Source organism: Holophagales bacterium (assembly GCA_016699405.1).
GTDB lineage: Bacteria > Acidobacteriota > Thermoanaerobaculia > Multivoradales > JAGPDF01 > JAAYLR01.
Genome location: CP064972.1, coordinates 2,063,394 through 2,081,063 on the forward strand (window position 1 = coordinate 2,063,394; position 17,670 = coordinate 2,081,063).

Consider the following 17,670-nt stretch of genomic DNA (forward strand, 5'->3'; position numbering starts at 1 on the left):
GATCACTCCTTGCGGTAAGTGGCGAAGAAGCCCTCGAGGTCGCCGTTCTCGGTGTACACCGAGAGGTCGACGCACACATAGCCCTGCGCGGCCATCGCCGCGTGGATCTCGTTGATCCGCTTCTCGGCGGAGTTGCGCTTGCCGAGGCCGGCGACGTCGATGTAGACGGTCTTGGCCGGGAGCGGGGTGGCCGCCGGCTCGGCCGCGGCGCTCGGTCGGCCGAGCGCGGAGGCGAGCAGGAGGCCGAGGAGGAGGCCGACGGCGACGAGGCCGACGGCGTGGAGATGCCGACGCGAGGACGCCGAGACCGGGTTCGGTGGGTTCACGAGCGTGTGTCCCGATTCAGCCATGGCCTAGCGTCCGACCTGGCGGATGGGGATCTCGAGGGCGATGGCGTCGCCCGCCCCCTCGTCGCGCGAGGTGCGAACCGCGTAGGTGGTGTTGTAGGTGGCGCGATCGATCGTTCCGCCACCCGCGACGGACGGTGCGGCGGATGGCGCGGTGCCCGGTGTCGCCGGAACGTCGACGTAAGAGCGGTCGCTCTCGTAGACCATCCCCTTCGAGCCACGCTGCAGCGTCCACTCGCGGCTGACCGCCGACTGCAGCGCCACCCGCGCCACGGCGGGGTTGGGCTCGGGGCGATTCAGCGGATAGTCGACCGTGCCGGGGCGGAAGAGAACCTTCATGGTGAACGGCTCGGCGGGATCGACCAGGCGCAGCCATCCGGTCACCGGCACATAGCACTCCTGGCCGGCACGGACGAAGTTCTCCTGTGAGCCGAACGAGGCCGGGTAGACGAGGTTGTCCTGGTCTTTGGCCTGCAGGACGTAGGCGTAGCCGGCGAAGTTCGGCACGATGCGCAGGCGGATCCGGTCGCCGCTGCGGAACTCCCAGCGGTAGGGATCCTCGACCGTGCGCACGTTGGTGTCGCCCGGTTGCAGCACCTCGAGCGAGTAGGCCACGCCGGGGAACTCCGGCGGCTTGTAGAACGACGTGAGCTGAGCCTCGGTGACCTGATTGGTGGCGTTCATCGCTGCCGAGCCCCCCTGGGCTTCCCGCGGCAGGAACCTCTCCGACATCCCCTCGCCGAAGAGCGCCTTGGCCCCTTTCGGTGTGGGCGACGGTGGTTCGGCGGCGCGAAGACCCGCGGCGGCGGCAAGGGTGCCGGCGAGCAGAACGGCGACGAGGCGGCTGCTGCTGCGAATCGACATGTCATCCCTCCCGGTTGTTGGATGGATCAGAGGAACACGTTGTGGCGCTCGAGCACGGCGCGGAACTGTTCGCGCTTGCGCAGCTCGCGCAGGTCCTTGTCGGTGCGCAGCGCGTCGTAGTCGTTGAAGCCGAAGCCGAGCGCACGGTCGAGGGCGTCGAGTGCCTTGTCGTAGACGTCGGTCAGCGTGTAGATCACCGTCAGGTTGTACCAGACCAGCGGGTCCTTCTCGCCGTCGTCCTGCTTGGCGGCGAGCTCGAGGACCTCGCGCGCGGTCGCGTAGTAGTCGCGCCCCTTCTGGATGTAGCAGACGCCGAGGTTCATGTAGGCGGCGGCGAGCTCGTCGTCCTCGGCGATCGCTTCCTTGAAGCGGGTGATCGCCTGGTCGTAGAGGCCGGACTGGGCATACTGCTTGCCGGCCTCCATGGCGACGCGTGCCGCTCCGTCGCTCGACTTGCCGCTGCTGGCACAGCCGAGCAGCGTGAGCGCCATGAGCAGGTAGATGCGTACGGGCTTCGTCATGGATTGCTTCCTCCTCTGCCGGAGACGGCGGGCGCTCCAATCGCCACCCGCGGTGGGTCGCTGTAGAAGAGCCGGGGTTGCTGTTGACGCTGCTTTTCGGCGGCGACCTGCTGCGCGACGCGGGTGCGCAGGCGGTCGAAGAGCTCGCCGACCGTGGCGAGCCCGCGCGATTCGCGCAGCCCTTCGACGAGGTAGTAGGTGAAGACGCCGTGTCCGAGGCTGTCGGACTCCCAGGAGGGCTCGGTGCCGTCGCTCGAGGTCATCAGGACGATGCTCTTGTCCGACGGCGTCGCCGCCCGCGGCGGGGCCGGCACGGCGGGATCGCGCGAGCCGCGGGCGAGCGAGTCCCATTCGCGGGCCCAGGAGACGGGGGCCGGAGCGCCCGCCGCGGGCTCGAAGACCATCGACTTGGCGCCGGTGAGGGCGAGTTGGCTGCGGGCGAGCACCTGGCCGGTGTAGCAGGCGTCGAGGAAGGCCACGACGTGCCGCGCGCGGATGCGGTGGAGCAGCGCGTCGGTGAGCTCGCGCATCGCCAGGCCGGTGGCGTAGAGGTCGGACTTCTCGGTGTCGTAGGCGACGAAGTACGGGTCGCCGGCGAGGTCGACTTCGCCGGGCGCCGCGTGCGTGCTGAGGAAGACGACGAAGAGGTCGTCCTCGGTCACCACGCGGGCGAGTAGCTCGATCTGGCTCTTCACGTTGCGCAGCGTGGCCTGATCGTCGAGCAGGGTGATCACGCGATCGGGAAGGAAGCGGCCGATCGCGGCGTCGCGCAGGGTGGAGGCGAAGGTCTCGGCATCCTTGCGGGCGTAGCCGAGGGTCGGCACGGTGGCGTCGGCGTAGCGCGAGATGCCGACCACCAGGGCCCACTTGTCGTGGAACGGCCCGGCCGGAGCGACGGCCGAGAGGCCCGCTGCGGGAGAGGCGGGAACGGATTCGCGAGACGACGGGTACGAGGTGGCCCTCGCCTCGGCCACGGCCACTGGCGACGGCGGAGGGGCGAGGTCGCGTCGGGGTGTGTCGCCTTCGATGTCGGAGCGGGAAGCCTCGCGCGACGAGCCGGTCGATTCTCCGGCGGCGGTGCGCAGGGTCAGCTCGCCGTCGCCGAGTCGCGAAACGGCGAGGTCGGGCAGCGCATCGATGGCGCGCGCCAGCTCGCGCAACTCGCGATAGACGGTGAGGACCAGCCCGCCGTCCGGGAGGGGGCGCACGCGACGCACGCCGATCACCCGGCGGAGCTGCTCGGCAACGGCGCGCTGACCCTCGGGGCCGGCGGCCGGCACGAGCTCGACGCGGATCTCCGGTTCGGCGCTCGCGGGTCCGGCGCGCCGGTAGCTCTCGAGCTTCACCAGGAGCTCGTCGGCGAGCCCATCGACCGCCGCGGCGAGCGCCTCGGCGCAGCTCGGCCCGCGATGCGGGCTGGCGTGGGAGAAGAGCGCGCGCCCCGCCGGAAGGGCGAACACTTCGACGGTAAGCGAGACGTCGCAGGTGGCCATGCCGACGCCGTAGGCGGTGATCTCGTGCGGCTGTTCGGTGGCGGAGACGACGAGGCCGACCTCGGGGCCACCCTCGCCGCGCGCCGCGTCCTGCGCCGCCGCGAGGCTGGCGAAGCGGCGCAGATCGTGGAAACGCGCACCGAGTGACCGGGTCACGGCGGCGGTGGCCGCGGCGTGGTCGCCGACGACGCCCACCGGCGAGTGCACGGTGAAGGCCCGGACGGCCGTCGGCCAGGCGAGGGCCGCGGCGGCGAGCGCGGCGAGGAGGCGCGAGCCGCTCATGGCGTCGCTCCCGCTGCCGCGAGCTCGGCGGCCTCGCTCGGTGCGCTGTCGCCGGTGGCGTGGGAGACGGCGCGCACGCGATAGGTCGCGGCGGGTCCGCCGCCGGGAGCGTGATCGACGAAGGAGCGCTCCGTTCGACGCAGCTCGGTCGGCATTGCGCTCCAGTTGCCGCTGCCGACGCGCCTCTCGACCCGGAAGCCGTCGACTTCGGGCTGTTCGTCGATCTGCCAGGAGACGATCACCTCGTCCCCGGCGGGACCGCTCTGCCGATGCGCCGCGACGCCGTGCGGCGCCAGCGGGCGGCCCCGCACCGTCGCGCCGGCGGGAGCGCTGCCGCGGGTCAGGCGGGTCAGCGAGCGCTGCGGCTCGACCTCGCTGACAGTGAGCTCGCCGAGCAGGCGGCCGTTGCCGAGCACGGCGAGTCGCTGGCCGGGCTTCACGCCGACGTTGGTGCCGAGGTCGACGTAGACCTGCTTGTTGTCCCAGGGAGCAGCCCCGGAGACGCGACCCATCTGCGCCTCGACGCGGGCGAGCTTCGCAGCCGCCGGTTGCCATCCAGGGCAGCGGGCGTCGAGGCACTGTCGCAGCAGACGCGCCGCGTCGGTCGGCCGGTGCAGGGTCTCGTAGGCCTGGGCGAGGCGGAGCGCCGCGTCGGCGTGCGTCGACACCGGCTCGAGCAGCTCCCGGGCGCGCTCTGCCCCGCCGGGCAGTTGTCCCTCGAGGGCCAGGACGCCGAGCCGGTAGCGACACGAGATCTCTTCCGGCGCTTCGGCGACACAGCGCTCGAGGCTCGCCGACGCGCCTGCGACGTCTCCCACCTCGAGCTGCGATTCGGCGAGGGAGGCGAGCGCGGCGCCGCCGACCGCGCGACCTCCGGCGATCAGCTCGCGCAGCACGGCGGCGGCACGACCCGCGTCGCCGGTGGCGCGCCACGCCGCGGCGAGCGGCTCGAGGGTGGCGCGTTCTCCCGGCGAGATCTGGCGCGCCTTCTCGAGGCTCGCCACCGCACCCGCCGGGTCGCTGCCGGCCGCCAGCAGCAGGGCCCCGCGCTGTCGGTGCAGCGGCCAGCTGTCCGGGCGCCGCTGGATGCCCTGGTCGAGCAGCGCGAGCGCCGCGGCGAGCTCGCCGGCGTGGAAGGCGGCGTCGGCGGCGGCAAGCCGGGCGGCGGTGGCGTCCGGCTGCAGCGCGAGGGCGCGGCTGGCGATCTCGCGCGCCGCCTCCCACTGTTGGCGTGCCGCGTAGAGGCGGGCGGCCCGGGTGAGTCCGGCGACGTCGCGCGCCGCTTCGGCGCGTTGCAGTCCGGCGCTCACCGCGCTCGCCGAGATCGGCTCGTGGAGCGCCGCGCGCAGCAGGGCGATCGCCGGCGACGTCGCGGCATCCCCCGAGTCGAGCAGGGCCGAGGCCGCCGCTTCGTCTCCCTCCTCTCGCGAGAGCAGTGCGAGCGCGGCGAGCGCTTCGCCGTTCGTCGCGAGCTGACGCAGGCCATTCCAGGCGCTGCGCGCCGCCGCGCGCTCGCCCGAGAGCTCGGCGAGCGTGGCCTGCACCGCGAGCCCGGCGGCGGTCGTCGCCGCCGGGGAAGGCGGCACGAGCTGGCGCGCCTCGACGAGGCGGCCGCTCTCGAGCAGCACCGTCGCCAGCTCGTCGAGCACGGTCGCGTCGTCCGGGCGGAGCACGGCGGCCCGGCGGTAGGTCTCCACCGCCCGATCGACGTCGCCGAGCTTCCACGCCGAGCGCGCCAGGTTGAGGAGGGCGGCCGTGTCGTGCGGGTTGAGGGTCACCGCCTTGCCGAGCTCGCCCACCGCCTCGGCATAGTGCCCCTCCTGGTAGCTGCGCATCCCGCGCTCGGCGCTCGCCTGCTGTTCGGAGGCGAAGCGCAGCTGGACGTCGAAATCGAAGAGGTTCAGGTCGGCAGCGGGGGCGTCGAGCTCGATCTGCGCCGTGCCGGCGGCGACCGCGACCACGCGTCCTTCGACGACCGGGTCGTGCGAGCCGCTGCGCACGACGACGGCACGGAAGCCCGCCGCCACGCCGGCGTCGGCGCCGGCGCTCACCGCCAGGTGGCGCTCGTCGACGAGCTCGGCGATCGAGACGTTGACCGGAAAGCGGGAGGCGAGACCCGCCACGACCCGTTCGATCTCCGGCTTGAGCACCTCGATCGAGGAGCTGAACGGGAGCGAGTAGTCGAGGGTCAGGGTGTAGGTCGTGGTGTTGACGTCGAGCAGCTTGAAGTCGACCTCGGTGGTCTGCCCGAGGTTCTTGACGCTGCCGAGGACGATCTCGTTGACCTTGAGCAGCTGCCCAGCCTTCACCAGGCGCCCGGTGTCGACGGCGAGGCCGGCGCTGGCGAGTTGCTGCTCGGAGAGCACCGCCTGCATCCGGTCGCGATCGACGACGTTGAAGATCGAGGTGGCGAGCAGCGCGTTCGTCAGCCAGTCGCGCAGGACGAGGCCGGCGTCCTCGTTCGTGAGGCCGGCGAACGGGGCGCCGACGACCTTGATCTCCCAGGTGGCGAGGGTGGTCTTGCGCAGGCCGGGAGGAGGGACCTCGCGCGGCTTGTCGGCGGCTGCAACGAGAGAGGGAGCGAGGAGGCCCGCGAGGGCCAGTGCGGCGAGCACGCCTCGCGCCGAGCGTAGGACGGAACCGCGGCAGACGAAGCACTTCCACATCGCCGACCTCGAGGGGGCCGTTCCGACCCGGCCGGCGTCAGACCGGCGCGTCGCGGAAGGCCGTCGAATCGGCCTCCGCCTGGCGGAGGCCTGGAAATCGCCCGACTGGAAGACTGCAGGAGAGCCATCGATCCCGGCCACCTCCCGAAAGATGTCCGGAGTCGCCTGCTCGGCTTTCGAGAGGATCGTAGCACGCGTAGCCGAGCCCGATGGCGCCGAGGAAGGACGGCGAGGCGCCCACGTTCCGGCGTCAGGCCGGTTTCTCGACCTCCGCCGCCGGATGGAGCACCACCGAACCGAGGCGGACGCGGTTGCGGCCCTCGGCTTTGGCGCGGTAGAGGGCACGGTCGGCGGCGGCGACGAGGGCTTCCGGGCCGGTGCGCGGCAGTGGGACGACGGTGGCGACGCCGAGGCTGAGTGTCAGGTGCGGCGCCGCGGTCGAGGCGGCGTGGGGCACGTGCAGCGCCTCGACGGCGAGCCGCAGCCGCTCGGCCATGCGCGCGGCGTCGTCGGCCGGGGTACCGGGGAGCAGCACCGCGAGCTCCTCGCCGCCGTAGCGTGCCACCAGGTCCTCGGCGCGGTTCGCGTTCGCCGCCAGCGTCTCGGCGACGGCGCGCAGGCAGTCGTCGCCGGCGAGATGGCCGTAGGTGTCGTTGTAGGCCTTGAAGAAGTCGATGTCGACGAGCACCAGCGAGATCGGCGTCTCGGCGCGCGCGGCGCGGCGCCATTCGGCGCCGAGTCGGGCGTCGAGCTGTCGCCGGTTCGCCACGTGGGTCAGGCCGTCGAGCAGCGACAGCCGCTCGAGCTCGGCGTTGGCGTGTTCGAGCTCGCGGGTGCGCTCGGCGAGGCCGAGCGAGGCCTGATGGAGGTCGCGGGTGCGCTGCTCGACGAGCTCGCGCAGCCGCCGCTCGCGCTGGCGCAACTGCCGGGTGCGCAGGGCCATCACGCCGAGCACCGCGGCGAGCAGTGCCGCGGCGAGCAGCGCGTAGAAGGCGGGGGTCTGGTGGAAGGCGGGGCGGACATCGAGGACGACCGACGCCGTCCGTCCGCTCCAGCGTCCGGAGCCGCGCCGCGCCTCGACCGCGAAGCGGAATCGCCCCGGGGGCAGTCGGGTGAACTGGGCGACGCGGGCCTTGCCGGCTTCGACCCAGCCCGGATCGAAGCCCTCCATCTGGTAGCGGAAGCTCACCTTCTCCGGCGCGATCAGCGCCAGGCCGGCGTAGCGGATCTCGAGGCGCCGCGCGCCGGGGGGGATGTCGATCGGCCCGGCGACCCCCGACTGGCCGTTGCTGTCCGCCGACGAGCCGGCGAGCACGGCGCCGTCGACGCGGATGCTCTCGATGCGCACCGGCGGGGCGTCCTCGAGCGAGCGCAGGCGCTCGGGGTCGATGCAGGCGACGCCGTTCGTGGTGGCGAAGCAGAAGGAGCCGTCGCGTCGCCGGGCGCCTGCGGGATGGCCGCTGTTGCACTCGGTGGCGTGCATTCCGTCGGTGCGCGAGAGCAGGACCGCCTCGAGCCGCTCGCGCTGCCCGCGGAGGAGCTCGTCGACCTGCCGCTTCGGCAGCCGCATCACGCCGAGGTCGGAGCTCATCCACAGCCGCTCGGCGCCGTCGTCGAGCAGCGCATAGAGCATGTCGTCCGGCAACCCCATCTTCGTCGTGAGCTGGTGGAAGACGCCCGCGGTGTAGCGCAGCAGCCCGCCGTCCGTCGCCAGCCAAGCGCTGCCGTCGCGCTCCGGCAGGATGCAGTGGAAGCGCAGGTTGGCGAGCTCGGGCGGTAGCGCCACCGGGGCGAGACGCTCGCCGTCGAGGCGTGCCAGGCCGGCGCCGGTGCCGACCCAGAGGACGCCGCTCGCGTCTTCGGCGAGGCTGCGCACGGTTGCGTGCGGCAGGCCGTCGGCGAGGCCGTAGGTGGCGACGACGCGACCGCCGGCAATCCGCACGAGCCCGTTTCCCGTTCCCGCCCACAGTCGCCCGTGCCGGTCCTCGAACAGGCAGAAGACGCTCAGGTTCGTCAGCCCTTCGAACTCGCGCAGCCAGCGCACTTGGCCCGCCCGCACGGCGGCGAGGCCGTTGCCGGCGGTGCCGACCCACAGGGTGCCCTCGTGGTCGCGCAGGAAGCTGCGGATCTCGTAGCCGGCGAGGCCGCGTTCGTCGAAGCTCGGCGGCAGGACCCCGCGAGGGCCGAGGCGGGTGACGCCGCCGCCGTTGGTGCCGATCCAGAGCGTGCCGTCCTGCGGGTCGTCGTAGATCGACCAGATGAACCGCGCCGGTAGCCCCTCCGGCACCGACCAGGTGGTGACCGCGCCGTCCATCAGACGCGCGAGGCCGCCGGCGGTGGCGAACCAGAGGGAGCCTTCGCGATCTTCGTAGACCTGGCGGATGAGGTCGCTGGGCAGCCCGTCCTGCACCGAGAGCCGGTCGGCCTCGGCGCCGCGCAGGCGATAGAGGCCGCCGCCGCGCAGGCCGACCCAGAGGTTGCCGCCGGAGTCCTCGATCAGGCAGCGGATCCACCGCCCGGCGAGCGGCCGAAGGTCGGCCGGGATCTCGAGCCGGCCGTTCTCGAGTCGGGTGAGGCCGAGCGAGGTGCCGACCCAGAGGCGACCGCGCCGGTCTTCGAGCACCGCGGTGACCTGGTCGGTCGGCAGGCCGTCGCGACGCGAGTAGAGCCGGGAGGCGCGGCCGTCGACCGCGAGCAGTCCGCCGCCGGTCGCGGCCCAGATCCGCCCGCCGGCCACGCGCGCCAGGGCGATGATGCTCGCCTCCGGAGCGTCGGCCACCTCGGGGGCGACGCGCTCGGCCTTGCCCTCTGCGAAGCGCAGGATGCCGCGCTCCGTGCCGAGGAAGACGGCGCCGTCGTCGGCCAGGACGAGCGCGAGAGCGCCGCCGGGCGGCAGGCCGGCCTCGGCGCCGAAGCGCAGCAGTCGGCCTTCGTGCAGGTGGAGAAGTCCTTCGCGAGTGCTGGCCCAGAGCCCGCCGCCCGGATCGGCGACCAGCCCGGTGATGTAGCGATTGGCCGGTGCCCATTCTCCGGGCTGGGGGACCCGGCTGAACTCGGCGCCGTCGAAGCGGATGAGGCCCGACGGCGTCCCCAGCCAGAGCGCGCCGTCGAGCGACTGGGCGACGGCAGTCAGCGAATCCTGCGGCAGCCCGTCCTCGGTCTGCCAGATGTTGAGCGTGTACTGCGTGATCGCCTTGCCCGGGTCGATCGCACAGGCCGGCGCCGCCGCCGACAGCACGATTCCCCCGGTCAGCAACAGCGCCAGGGTCCCCTTCGAGCGCGCGCCGAGAAGGCAAGTGTCCATCGAGGCTTCCGGGAGTCTAGCCGACGCGGACACCACCGGCGCGCCGGCGGAGCTAGGGCGCTGGGTTGAGGAGTCCGGGAACGGTCCACCGCGATCAGGGGCATTCCGCGTCGGTCCCCCTTCTTTGCAACTCGCTAAAGCCAGCAGGCGATCCAGAGGGTTGCCGTCGATCTGTGGCGCTACACGCCATGTTTGACACTCGCGGCGGCGCTGCCTAGACTCGCCCAGGGTCACCCATCCATGCGACGTCAACTCGCCCCGCGCCACTTGACTCTTGGTGTTTCACGACAGGAAGTGCCGGGTTTCCGGCTCGGTCGTGGGGCGCCAGTGTCGCATACAGAGTTGGCCCCGCTACGGCGAGCACTGTTGCACGAGGCTGAGATCAGGGTCATGTTGAAGCCCGAAGCCAACTTCGAGCTTGTCGCCCACCATCAACACCATCCGTCGTGCCGCAGTGGCGCACGGTGCCAAGACGTGCGCAAGAAAGCCGTGACTTGACGATTACCCTGAACGCGTTCCCGCTGAAGGTCCCGAGCCGGCAGCTTGAAGCCTGTCAGCTCGCCTACGACAAGGACGCGCTCGACACCCTCCGAGCAAAGCATGGCGCGACCCACGCCATTCGGCGGCAGGGAGGCCATATCCTGGTCTTTTCGGGAGACGGCACATTTCCGGTGCCCGGCACGCAGCAGACAGTCACTCTCTCAGAAGACGTCGGCATCTTCTGCTTTCTGGTCAAGGACGGGCTGATGCGGCATCTCGTCAGCCTCGGCCGCCGCCCTACCGGCTTCAAACCCATCGAGCTTGTGAGCGCCAAGCCCGAAGACAATCTTGTGGCCCCGATACTAGGCAATGACTATCCACTTCAGGTCTGCGCCAGGTACACGATCGACACGCGCACCATTTGCGGCCAGCCATGCTTAGTCATTGACTGCACGACTCGTCGGGTGATTAGAACGGCTTGCCTCTACTTGCTTCGCACCGGGTTCGATCTCATAGGCCGTTACGTCGCCACGGAAGACGAGGACGGGTACAGAAGGCTCCTTGGGTCGGTGGTTGCGATTGAAGGGGAGACCTTGCAAGTCACACGGCCCAACGGACAGGTTCAGCACGTCAAGGCGAGCGATGCGCATCTCGAGGCTAGCCGGACGAACTTCGACGAGTACATCCTTCACACGCACGGAGCGAAGAAGGACGAGATCGCCGAACGAATCCGGCTAGCCGTCTCGAGATTCAATGTCGGGGAGAATAAGAAGGCCCGCATCAGCACGCTCAAGAAGTACATCCAGTCGAAGTGCATTGCTTTGATCGACGGGACGCGCATCGAGATCGAGGACGCTCAGGATGTTCAGAAGGACTGCGGGCAGATGCAGAAGCCGGTGTTCGTTTTCAGCGACAACGGTGAAGCCGACTGGGCGGAAAGAGGTCTGAGCCACTATGGCCCCTACACGAAGCGCACCTTCGATCGAAACGACCCGTCTATCTGCGTGATCTGTGCGCAGCACGACAAGGGGCGTGTCGAGCAATTCGTCCGCAAGCTCCTCAAGGGGATAGCAACCAGCAAGTACTTCCGGAGCGGTCTTGAAGGGAAGTTCGCTCTGGGAACCAGCCGCGTCGAGGTTTTCGTTACGGCAGCTGATAGCGTGGAGGCCTACCAGGTCGCCATCGAGACGGCTATTCGCAAGAAGGCGGAGGACGGCGGACGCTGGGACCTTGCGCTTGTGCAAGTGCGGCAGTCCTTCAAGAAGCTCGAGGCGACAAGGAACCCGTACTATCTTGGAAAGAGCCTCTTCCTCCTTCATCAGGTTCCCGTTCAGGACTTCACGATCGAGCTTCTGAGCCAATCTGACTACTTGCTGGGATACGCCCTTAACAATATGGGGCTAGCCTGCTATGCGAAGATGGGGGGCGTCCCTTGGTTGCTCAAGTCCTCGCCCACGCTCTCACACGAGTTGGTAGTCGGAATCGGCAGCGCAAGTATCGGTCAAGAGCGCGGTGCCGACAATCAACGGATCATGGGAATCACGACGGTGTTCTCCGGGGACGGCAGCTACATCGTGTCGAGCACCTCGAAAGCTGTTGTGCCGGAAGCCTATTGCAATGCGCTGAAGGTAGTGCTCGGTGAGACGATCGAGAAGATCCAGAAGCGCATGAACTGGCAGAGAGGCGACACGATCCGCCTGATCTTCCATGCTCAGGTCAAGAAATTCAACAGAGAAGAGATCGAGGCGGTGCGCGCCGTGATCGACAGGTACCGCGATTATCAGGTCGAGTATGCATTCCTGAAGATTTCGGAGGATCACGGGCTGCACATGTTTGACTCCGCAACCGCTGGCGAGAGGAAGGGGAAGCTGGCTCCGCCGCGCGGAAGAACGCTGAGGCTCTCGAGGCATGAAGTGCTCGTCTACCTGATCGGCCAACGAGAGCTACGACAGGATACGGACGGGCACCCGCGCGGTGTGATCCTGGATGTTCACAAGGAGTCAACCTTCAAAGACATCAAGTATCTGAGTTCCCAGCTCTACAGCTTCGCATCGCACTCCTGGCGCAGCTATTTCCCGAATCCGATGCCGGTGACGATCAGCTACTCCGACTTGATAGCTCGGAGCCTCGGGTGGCTTAACCAACTCCCAGGCTGGAACGACTCGGTGATGATCGGAAAGATGGGGCAATCCCAGTGGTTTCTGTAGGGAGGGAGAACGCTTACCAGTTGCGCGACTTTCTTTACCGAAAGGTGGGCGAGAGCGCGCATGCCGATCCATTCAAGGCCTCTTTTCTGCACTTTCTCGGGTTGTCGAAAGACGGACCGCTGTCATTCGATGCTGCATCTCTCTCCTTGTATCATCGGTGTGCGCTCGCAGGGCTAGGCGTCCTGAATGAAGCAGTCTCCGCCCAAGATCTCTCGCGTCTGCTCGGGCAGGCTGCCAAGATAGACTCCACGCCACGGCCTTGGGTATCGGATGTGTTCGGTGTGATGGCCGTGAAGTGGCTGGTCGAACGGCTGAACGAGGAGCGCATCGCCCGCGAATTCGAGCAGTGGACGTCCGGCTTTTTTGGGCGGGAGGTCGGCGGCGACCACCTCAGTGTCTTCGAGAAAGACATCGCGGCCTATACCCGCAACGGGGCTTCAGCCGCTTATGCGAGTGCCTGCGTTCCGCTCTTTCTACACTATCGAGCGATATGCCCGATCAATGATCACGAGAGGCGCTTGTCTCTTGTCAGCAGATTTTGGCGCGAGTTTCGGGAGCAGGCTCGGGCGGATGCTGCGACGGCACTCATCAGTGTGATGATCTATGTCTTCGACCAGGCGAACGAGGAAGTCGCCATAGTGCCGCCAACGGGGTGGGGCCTGGACGATCTCTTGCGATTCCTGCACCATGTCCCCGCTGGCCTAAAGCGGTGGACGTGGGAGGGTGCGGGGCGAACGAAGGGCGCGGAACCTGTCAGGTGGCGGGTCGAGAATGAGTACCACGTTCAGAATCTGCTATACGTGTTGCTTGCGCCTGTCTTTGAGGACATCGCGGACGAGGTGTATCTGCAACCTGTCGGGCAGAAGACGCCGCGCGTGGATCTGTACCTCCCGTCCCTGCGATCCATCCTCGAGGTCAAGTTTCGAAAGGACTCTAAGAGATCATTTCAGAGCCTCATCAGCGAAATTGCTGAGGATGCGTCCCTATATCGTGCGGACGCAAGATACAAGAACGGACAGATCATTTGCTTCCTGTGGGATTGCACACGCGCGACACAGGAATACGCGAAGTTCAAGGAGGGCGTTCTGAAGCTCGAGGGCCTCAGCGGCTGTGTCGTCGTTAGCGCGCCATCGACGATGCAGGGCTAGTTCCGATTGGGAGGTTGCTGAAGGACCCGCACAGCGGTGCAGGTTTGGCATAAGGTCGAGCGCAGGGCCCCGGGAGGTGCGATGCGCGGAGAAGAGGTCGGTCAGGGCGCGGCGTTCAGTTACGCGTCAGCAGAGGAGCGCATTCCTGGCGACCATCCGCTGCGGGCGCTAAGGCGCATGACGGACAAGGTCTTCGGAGGATGCAGGCGGAGTTCGACGAGTTCCACTCGTGGACGGGCCGCCATTCGATTCCTCCGGAGCGTCTCCTTCGTGCTCAGCTGCTGCAAGCTCTTTACAGTGTGTGCAGTGAGCGCCTCTCGATGGAGGAGCTCAACTACAACATTCTGTTTCGCTGGTTCGTGGGCATGAACCTCGAGGAGAAGGGCTGGGCGCCGACCGTGCTCTCGAGGAACCGGGACCGCTCGCTCACCGGCGACGTCGCGTCGCGATTCTCGAGCGAAGTGGTCCGGCTGGCCCGAGAGGAGCGCCTGCTTTCCGACGAGCACTTAATCGTCGATGCAACGACGATCGAGGCCTGGGTCGGTCACCATAGCCTTCGTCGCCACGCTGCGTCAGCTTGGGGTCACGCCGCGGTCGTCGCAGAACCGGAACGGGCGCCGCAGCGCTATCGATGGCCGAACGGCTCGGCGCCTCGGCTACCAAAGCAGCCAGGCGCTGCGGCCGATGATCGTACGAGTGCCGGCCTGGCTCAAGAGTATCGCCGGACAAGGAAAGCCGAAACACCGAGGTCAGGAACGCGTCCAGTGGAACTTCCGCTTCGCCCTCGGGGCTTACAACCTCGTGCGAATGCGCCGCAGATTGGAGGCCGCGACATTGCCACGAGGCACGAGAGAGAGGAATCAACGATCGGGCTCGTGGGCGACATCGCAGGGAGAAACATGGTGCTCCGGTCATCTGGGTCGTCTCGATCGCCCTTCTGCTATGCGCTCGGCGGCATGGCAGGGCGGTTCTCAGCAGCCTCGTGGGCGCCAAGTGTTCCAGACGGGGCCTCCGGAAGGGGAGACTGCTAGATGCCAGACCAGGTTCTCGCAGCAGTCATAGGCGCGGTTGCTGGCCTTCTTGGAGCTATTGTCGGCGCCGTGACGGCTGGCTTCGCAACCAAGTCACTCGAGGAGAAGAAGTGGCGGCGCGACCAGTCGGAGCGCTTGCGCGATCTTCGACGCGAGGTTTACAGCCGCTTCCTCTCTGCGGTCGGCGAGATGATCGAGCAGCGCGCAAGGGGCCAGGAACCTACGCCGGACTCGCGAGCCAGGTTCCTCTCAGCGCTCGCCGACACCGAGATACTCTCCACAGATCCCGTTCGCAGGGCGGCGATAGGGTTCGCCGGCGTCGTGGGGTCAGTTGTTGTCAACGGCAACCACGAAGCCTTTCCTACCGACGCCTATGCTATTCGTCGCATCGAGCTCCTTAGCGCCGTCAAGCTGGAACTCGGCATCGCCTCTGGAACCGAGGGTCAGTTCGGCACAATTCGCCCTGCCACCTCCTATGAGGGGGCCCCGTCAAGTAACCCCTTCGCAGGGTGACGTTTGTGTCCTCGCGGGAGACTCCATTTGTTCGATCCCTTGCGCACGACGCGCGGCTGGCCCCTTCACGCAGCAGCAGGCCATTGAGTTCGCCACGGAGAAGTATTTCAACTGCCCTGATATCGCCGATCAGGGGGCTCAGACTCTGGATGAACTGGCGGTGTAGATTCTGGGCCAGCCCCGTTTGTTCTTCTGGTGGACCTGAAGAACGAGTCGAGATGGTCCAAGATTGGGGAGGGCGCGGAATGCTTCGCTGCAGGCGGCAACACCCGCTCACCCTCCCTTTGGCTCACTGAATGCGCCCCCGGCTCGGCAAGCGAGTGTAGCGCCTGAGTTCCCTTCCGGAGGACGGCCAGGAGATCTTCGATGGCCCTATTTACGCCGCGCGGACTCAAGCTTAGGTTGCCAATTGACTATGTGTTTCCACTCTTGCAGCGCCTACATCCTAGAGTATCGGCATTCAAGGTCCTGCAGACGACCGAGGCAATGGAGAGCCTCCCGGCGGCGTGGTCGTTCGGACTCGGTCTCATCGCCTTTTGGAATCTTTGGGGGCCGACAGCAATCGCAATCGCGGTTGGCACTGTGTGCGTGTTCGTTCACATCTCTCGGATCAGTGGGTTTCCGGTAAGTGGAGTACTGGTGGAGCCAGCGCGGATCTACTCGCTACTAAGCGGGTACGGCCTGCTGTTCATTCTCTTGTTGGGCATCGGTTGGTGGAAGTGCGGTTGGCGCGGCGTGGCAGCGTACTTGGCAGGCAGAGTTGGCGCTGGCGCAGTGAACAGCGCCCTGGTGTCTTGGCGATCGCGCAAGGTCCTTGCTGCCGGAGGTCCGGCCCTCACCCAGTCGGAGTTGTCGTTCTTCGCTGCATTTGTCTACCACGCCGCGAGGGTTGGTGCTGCTGGAAGTCTCGAACTTCAAGATGGGGAGACAGTTGAAGAGTCGTGGCTCCCTGCTTTTCGTCGACTCGAGCTTGAGTGGCCGGAGGTCTCAGCCCGATTCACGCCCGACTAGGCCAGACTCTCGATGGGTCTCACCCTCCCGTCGCAGGGCGAAAACTCGATCGGTTGCGCGCAAAGAGAAGGCCGAGTTGCTTGTGTACGCCTCGTCTCCTGATCCCCTGCGGTAGCTTAGACGACGCTGGCCATGAGCAGTTCCACGACTTGGAACGAATTCACGATGTGCCAGAGCGCGACGAGCGGCTTTCGGGTGAGGGCGACGACGGTGACCTTACGCAGTCTCGGGCAGGAGGGACTACCGAGGCGCTTCCGGTGCCAGCGGGTCCAGACTCCTGGGCAACAGCGAACCAATCGGCGACAGCGGCACACTTACGCTTAGCCTTTTCTCAATCCTCTTCGGCGACCGATCACTCTGTGAGGTGAGGCGATGCTCCTCTATCCGCACTGGCTTGATGGCGAGTTCGTGAGGATCTGCTCGGGGGCGAGCGGGCCGAATCAGAAGACTCTCGACATGATCCGAGCGCTGAAGGTGCACGCGCTCCTCGGTACACGGTTCGTATTGAGTGATGTTCAGGTATTCGACAGTGCAGCAGTTCTCGAGCTGTTCAGACACAAGCAGGCACGAAAATTCCTAAAGGCGAACAAGGATTTCCTCGACCTGAGAGTGGACCCTGCGAGCGAGCTTGGCGAGACGCCTTATGCCCTATCAGCGAGGGGCCTACTTCGGACTCAGAGTGCGGGTTGGGTATCGTCGCTGTTCGTGAACGATCCGACCCCGGTCCGGCGATTGGCGGAAGAGATTCTCACCCAGATCGTGAAGGAGGGGAACTTTGACCTCGCGCGCGGGAGCGCCGTCCTTGGTGCATATCCGGAAGAACGGAAGTGGCTCGCCGCCATTCGGAAGGCAGTTCATCACTTCGGGGCGGTCGACACTCCGGAGCGCCTCGTCGCAGCGCACGGAGAGCGCCATACATACTATGGGTATCTCCGCCGCTCTTTGGAGAGAATCGGCCCAGAGTCGCCCGATGACCGTCGTGCTGTCGAAGAAGCCCTCGAGTTCATCGACTCAGCAATCGAAGACCCTCAGGCGAGGAACGCGAGATCGCGAGTTCGGTCTTGCCTCGACAGAATCTCGGACCCGAAGAAGCAGGCTCGTGTTTGGAACACCGTGGTTCAGGCCTGGAACTACGCAACCCAGCGGACCCTGAAGCCGGAAGGCGGCTCGGCCGGTTGGCTTCCGGGAGCGCCGTCTCTTGCGCCTTATCTTGATACGGTAACGGATGTGCTCGTACCAGTGGACTACGCTTCGTTGAACCTCTCGCTACTCCCGAGTGTCACACCTGTTGCTCTCCTTTGCAACGTCGACAGAGTCTCCTGGAAGGCGATAAGCAAGGTGCGCAAAGAGACGACTTCGACCATGATCGCGCTATCGCTTGCAAGGAGCCGTGGCGACGCCCAGGAACGCATCGATTGCTTGCAGCAGCACGTTCGGGCGGTCGCGGGGGTCCTGCACCCGCCCATGAAAACCAACCCGGTCGAGTTCACGGCAAAGGTCGCCGGCCTCGCGTTGGCCACTTTTGGGGGTGAGGCGTTGACTGGCCAGCGAGTTGCCTCCTTCCTTGTTGGAATCGCAGGTGCCGCAGCAGTGGCTTGGGAGCACAGCGAGCCGTGGCGCCGCCGCCGCGCCCTTGCGGGTACATTGACGAGGATTGCCGAGGGCCCGAATCCGTGAGTGAGGATCGAATTCCCGAGCACCTCGAGCTCGGCGGGGCCATCGAGCTCGTGCGCTGCGCCGACCTCCGGGCCGGATGGTCCGTGGCAGACGTTCGAGCGACCTACAGTCCGGAGCGGTTCAGCC

The 17,670-nt window shown here is 67.2% G+C and carries 10 protein-coding genes and 1 pseudogene; 5 read left to right on the forward strand and 6 right to left on the reverse strand.

What is annotated here, in order from left to right:
* Nucleotides 1–2: 2 nt before the first annotated feature.
* The 6 genes from IPJ17_08625 to IPJ17_08650 form a co-directional block, all read right to left on the reverse strand.
* On the reverse strand, nucleotides 3–326 hold the full coding sequence (locus IPJ17_08625) for a hypothetical protein (GenBank protein QQR75618.1): 324 nt from the start codon (nucleotides 324–326) through the stop codon (nucleotides 3–5).
* Nucleotides 327–353: 27 nt separating this feature from the next.
* Nucleotides 354–1,211: a DUF4384 domain-containing protein gene (locus IPJ17_08630; GenBank protein QQR75619.1), complete on the reverse strand. Its 858-nt coding sequence runs from the start codon at nucleotides 1,209–1,211 to the stop codon at nucleotides 354–356.
* Between the two features lie 26 nt (nucleotides 1,212–1,237).
* Nucleotides 1,238–1,732 (reverse strand): tetratricopeptide repeat protein, encoded by a 495-nt coding sequence (locus IPJ17_08635; GenBank protein QQR75620.1) that lies wholly within the window; start codon nucleotides 1,730–1,732, stop codon nucleotides 1,238–1,240.
* Nucleotides 1,729–3,507 (reverse strand): caspase family protein, encoded by a 1,779-nt coding sequence (locus tag IPJ17_08640; GenBank protein ID QQR75621.1) that lies wholly within the window; start codon nucleotides 3,505–3,507, stop codon nucleotides 1,729–1,731. Before IPJ17_08640 ends, IPJ17_08635 begins: the two co-directional genes overlap by 4 nt.
* A complete protein-coding gene (locus tag IPJ17_08645; protein QQR75622.1) occupies nucleotides 3,504–6,173 on the reverse strand; it encodes a tetratricopeptide repeat protein in 2,670 nt (889 codons plus the stop codon). The genes IPJ17_08640 and IPJ17_08645 overlap by 4 nt, the downstream gene beginning before the upstream one ends.
* Nucleotides 6,174–6,423: 250 nt before the next feature.
* The gene (locus tag IPJ17_08650; GenBank protein ID QQR75623.1) at nucleotides 6,424–9,477 is read right to left on the reverse strand and encodes a diguanylate cyclase; all 3,054 of its coding nucleotides are present in this window, start codon (nucleotides 9,475–9,477) and stop codon (nucleotides 6,424–6,426) included.
* Between the two features lie 494 nt (nucleotides 9,478–9,971).
* On the opposite strand from IPJ17_08650, the gene IPJ17_08655 reads away from it, so the two are divergent.
* The 5 genes and pseudogenes from IPJ17_08655 (at nucleotide 9,972) to IPJ17_08675 (ending at nucleotide 17,544) form a co-directional block, all read left to right on the forward strand.
* Nucleotides 9,972–12,164, forward strand: coding sequence for a stem cell self-renewal protein Piwi domain-containing protein (locus IPJ17_08655; GenBank protein QQR75624.1), 2,193 nt, complete (start codon nucleotides 9,972–9,974; stop codon nucleotides 12,162–12,164).
* Nucleotides 12,152–13,312 carry a hypothetical protein gene (locus IPJ17_08660; GenBank protein QQR75625.1) on the forward strand — a complete coding sequence of 387 codons (1,161 nt, stop codon included), beginning with the start codon at nucleotides 12,152–12,154 and terminating at the stop codon, nucleotides 13,310–13,312. Before IPJ17_08655 ends, IPJ17_08660 begins: the two co-directional genes overlap by 13 nt.
* A gap of 81 nt (nucleotides 13,313–13,393) precedes the next feature.
* A pseudogene (locus tag IPJ17_08665) lies at nucleotides 13,394–14,134 on the forward strand (transposase).
* Between the two features lie 209 nt (nucleotides 14,135–14,343).
* Complete coding sequence (locus IPJ17_08670) at nucleotides 14,344–14,856, forward strand: hypothetical protein (protein QQR75626.1); 513 nt, start codon at nucleotides 14,344–14,346, stop codon at nucleotides 14,854–14,856.
* Nucleotides 14,857–16,239: 1,383 nt separating this feature from the next.
* Nucleotides 16,240–17,544 (forward strand): hypothetical protein, encoded by a 1,305-nt coding sequence (locus IPJ17_08675; GenBank protein QQR75627.1) that lies wholly within the window; start codon nucleotides 16,240–16,242, stop codon nucleotides 17,542–17,544.
* Nucleotides 17,545–17,670 lie beyond the last annotated feature (126 nt).

Excerpts from the sequence above, each read along its gene's own strand:
- IPJ17_08670 (QQR75626.1), top strand. The coding sequence starts at position 14,344 with ATGCCAGACCAGGTTCTCGCAGCAGTCATAGGCGCGGTTGCTGGCCTT.
- IPJ17_08640 (QQR75621.1), bottom strand. The coding sequence starts at position 3,507 with ATGAGCGGCTCGCGCCTCCTCGCCGCGCTCGCCGCCGCGGCCCTCGCC.
- IPJ17_08630 (QQR75619.1), bottom strand. The coding sequence starts at position 1,211 with ATGTCGATTCGCAGCAGCAGCCGCCTCGTCGCCGTTCTGCTCGCCGGC.
- IPJ17_08675 (QQR75627.1), top strand. The coding sequence starts at position 16,240 with ATGCTCCTCTATCCGCACTGGCTTGATGGCGAGTTCGTGAGGATCTGC.
- IPJ17_08635 (QQR75620.1), bottom strand. The coding sequence starts at position 1,732 with ATGACGAAGCCCGTACGCATCTACCTGCTCATGGCGCTCACGCTGCTC.
- IPJ17_08650 (QQR75623.1), bottom strand. The coding sequence starts at position 9,477 with ATGGACACTTGCCTTCTCGGCGCGCGCTCGAAGGGGACCCTGGCGCTG.
- IPJ17_08645 (QQR75622.1), bottom strand. The coding sequence starts at position 6,173 with ATGTGGAAGTGCTTCGTCTGCCGCGGTTCCGTCCTACGCTCGGCGCGA.